Below are 2,221 nucleotides of genomic sequence, written 5' to 3' on the forward strand. Positions count from 1 at the left end.
CATTCCAGACCGTAAGCATTTTGCAGAGATTGGCCACTATCGTTATACCGGAAAGGTTTGGAATATCGTTGAAGTAAGACCAGATGCACAATCACTTGGTTTTATTAACATCGTATTGGCGGTGGTTTAATGAGTGTCGAATTTCATGGTTTAGCCGAAATCCAACAGCGTTTAAAACAAGTGATGTCCGAAAAAGAGTTTAAAAAGCTAACTGATAAAGCTGTAACTGCCGGTGCAACGGTATTGAAAAAAGAAGTGGCCAGAAGGCTATCAAGTAGCTTAGGCGACTATTCAATCGGGGCAACAGTTGACGAGATCGTCATGAGCAAACCGAAATCAAAGCGTGGTGCGCGTACTGTTCAGATTGGTTGGAATGGTCCATTGGAGCGTTATCGTATTATCCATTTAAATGAGAATGGATATAAACGCGATGGGAAGTTTTACGGTCCGCAACTAGGTGGTTACAAGCAAATCGCAAAAGCTATGGAAACTAAAAAACAGGAAGTATTTGATGCAACGCGAAGGGAGATGGCCAAACGTTTATGAGAGATTTGATGATGGAAATTAATCAGGCGCTACGTGAAAATGCGCTCATTGCAACAAGTTGTGGTGACCGGATTAAATTTTACGAGTATGCAGAAACAGGCGACTTATTAAGTCCATTTATTATCATTACACCGTCACAACCAAGCAAGCCAAGTAGTTATGGCAGCAACACTAATCATAGTGAAAGCTACTACTACCAGATTAATGTGGAAGCCACAAACCGAGGAGTCCGGGACTCTTTATCATATGAAGTACGAAAAGTTATGAGGACACTTGGATTTGAACAACAAGCCGGTGGCCTGGACACATATTTTAAAGAAACAAAGCGCTACGTAAACACACGTTTATATAGCGCTATTTTATTTACTCAAAAAGAGGAGGAAAATGAATGAACGCAGTAGGATTTGAAAAAGCGGAAATCGCGGTATTAGATGCCAATTTTCAAACAACAGAAGAAAACATTTTTACACTTGAGGGAAAGACAGATAAAGGGGCAACACGCTCGTTTAGTGTGGAAGGATTAACAGCTGAAGCCGTTAAACAATTCGGTTCAAACATTCCTTATCGTACAGCAAAACGTGGTATCGGTGACTTATCTGCGACTTTAACAGCCATTGATGTACCACTTGATTTTGAAATGACGATTCTTGGTATTGCAAAATCAACAGAAGGTTTCTACGAAGGTGGCGATGATACAGAAGCACCGTATACAGCGACTATCTTCTATGATAAAACGCCACAAGGTGAACCGTATGCGATTGCACTTTATCGCGGATCATGGTCACGAAATTCACTTGAAGGTGAAACACTTGAAGGTGAAAACAAAGAATTGCCAGAAGAAGAATACACAATGGCGTGTGTTGTTGGCGATGATAAAAAAGGTTACGGAATTGCAGTAGGTGCCGAACAAGTAGCAGCATTACGTGCCAAAGCATTTAAAGTTACACCCAGTGGTGGCGCTTAATGTGGGCGCTACGCCAGAGGCAAAGCAAGCCAATATTACGTGGCAATAATTAAATTAAAATTCAATGAAGCACTCCATTTGGGGTGCTTTTTTATTTATCTAAAATATACTGGAGGGCTATTACATGGCTATTTATGAATTAAAACTAATGAAGAAAAAAGAAATTGTGGACGGAAAAGAACAATTTGAATATGAATCACGCAAATTAGATTTCGTGTCGATTAAAGTTACACGTGATGCATTAAAAGTAAAAGCCGAATTAGAAAAAATGGCCAATGAAAAAGAGCCAGATGAAGTAGCAATGCTAGACAAACAGATTGAATTTGTTGCAGATGTTTTCCACGTATCGTCTGATGATATTTGGGAAGGACTGGATGCATCAACAGGTGCATTAAAAATTAAGCATATTTTTGAGCAAATCTTAGGTGTGGAAGAATTGGAAAAAGAAGAAGAAAAAAAAATGGCGAAAATGATGAAGTACATGCAGAAGTAACGTATGAAGCATCATTAGAAACCATCGATAAATTGTATAAATCATTTATGGAAAACGGCATGGCTTATCAAGATATAGCAAATGCCGATTTCTTTCATTTGGTTGAACTTTTCAATAAAGAAAAGAAAGAAGAAAAAAAGGTCGGCAGTATGTATGAAGCCTTAAAAGGATTTATGTAAGGAGGTGGCAGTATGGCCAGTAATCAACAACCATTGGGG

The 2,221-nt window shown here is 39.0% G+C and carries 4 protein-coding genes; all 4 read left to right on the plus strand.

Going from position 1 to position 2,221, the window contains the following annotated elements; genetic code table 11:
- The first annotated feature begins 129 nt into the window (after positions 1-129).
- The 4 genes from KTHG_RS20425 to gpG all read left to right on the plus strand — a co-directional run bounded on the left by KTHG_RS20425 (position 130) and on the right by gpG (position 2,003).
- Positions 130-546 carry an HK97-gp10 family putative phage morphogenesis protein gene (locus tag KTHG_RS20425; protein ID WP_139996259.1) on the plus strand — a complete coding sequence of 139 codons (417 nt, stop codon included), beginning with the start codon at positions 130-132 and terminating at the stop codon, positions 544-546.
- Positions 547-554: 8 nt separating this feature from the next.
- The gene (locus tag KTHG_RS20430; RefSeq protein WP_139996261.1) at positions 555-938 is read left to right on the plus strand and encodes a hypothetical protein; all 384 of its coding nucleotides are present in this window, start codon (positions 555-557) and stop codon (positions 936-938) included.
- Entirely contained in the window at positions 935-1,510 is a 576-nt protein-coding gene (locus KTHG_RS20435) for a major tail protein (RefSeq protein ID WP_255512522.1), read from the plus strand. The genes KTHG_RS20430 and KTHG_RS20435 overlap by 4 nt, the downstream gene beginning before the upstream one ends.
- A 124-nt stretch (positions 1,511-1,634) precedes the next feature.
- The gene (gpG, locus tag KTHG_RS20440; RefSeq protein ID WP_139996263.1) at positions 1,635-2,003 is read left to right on the plus strand and encodes a phage tail assembly chaperone G; all 369 of its coding nucleotides are present in this window, start codon (positions 1,635-1,637) and stop codon (positions 2,001-2,003) included.
- The last annotated feature ends 218 nt before the right edge of the window (positions 2,004-2,221 follow it).

The sequence above is a fragment of the Kurthia sp. Dielmo genome (assembly GCF_000307285.2).
In the GTDB taxonomy this organism is placed as follows: Bacteria; Bacillota; Bacilli; order Bacillales_A; family Planococcaceae; genus Kurthia; species Kurthia populi.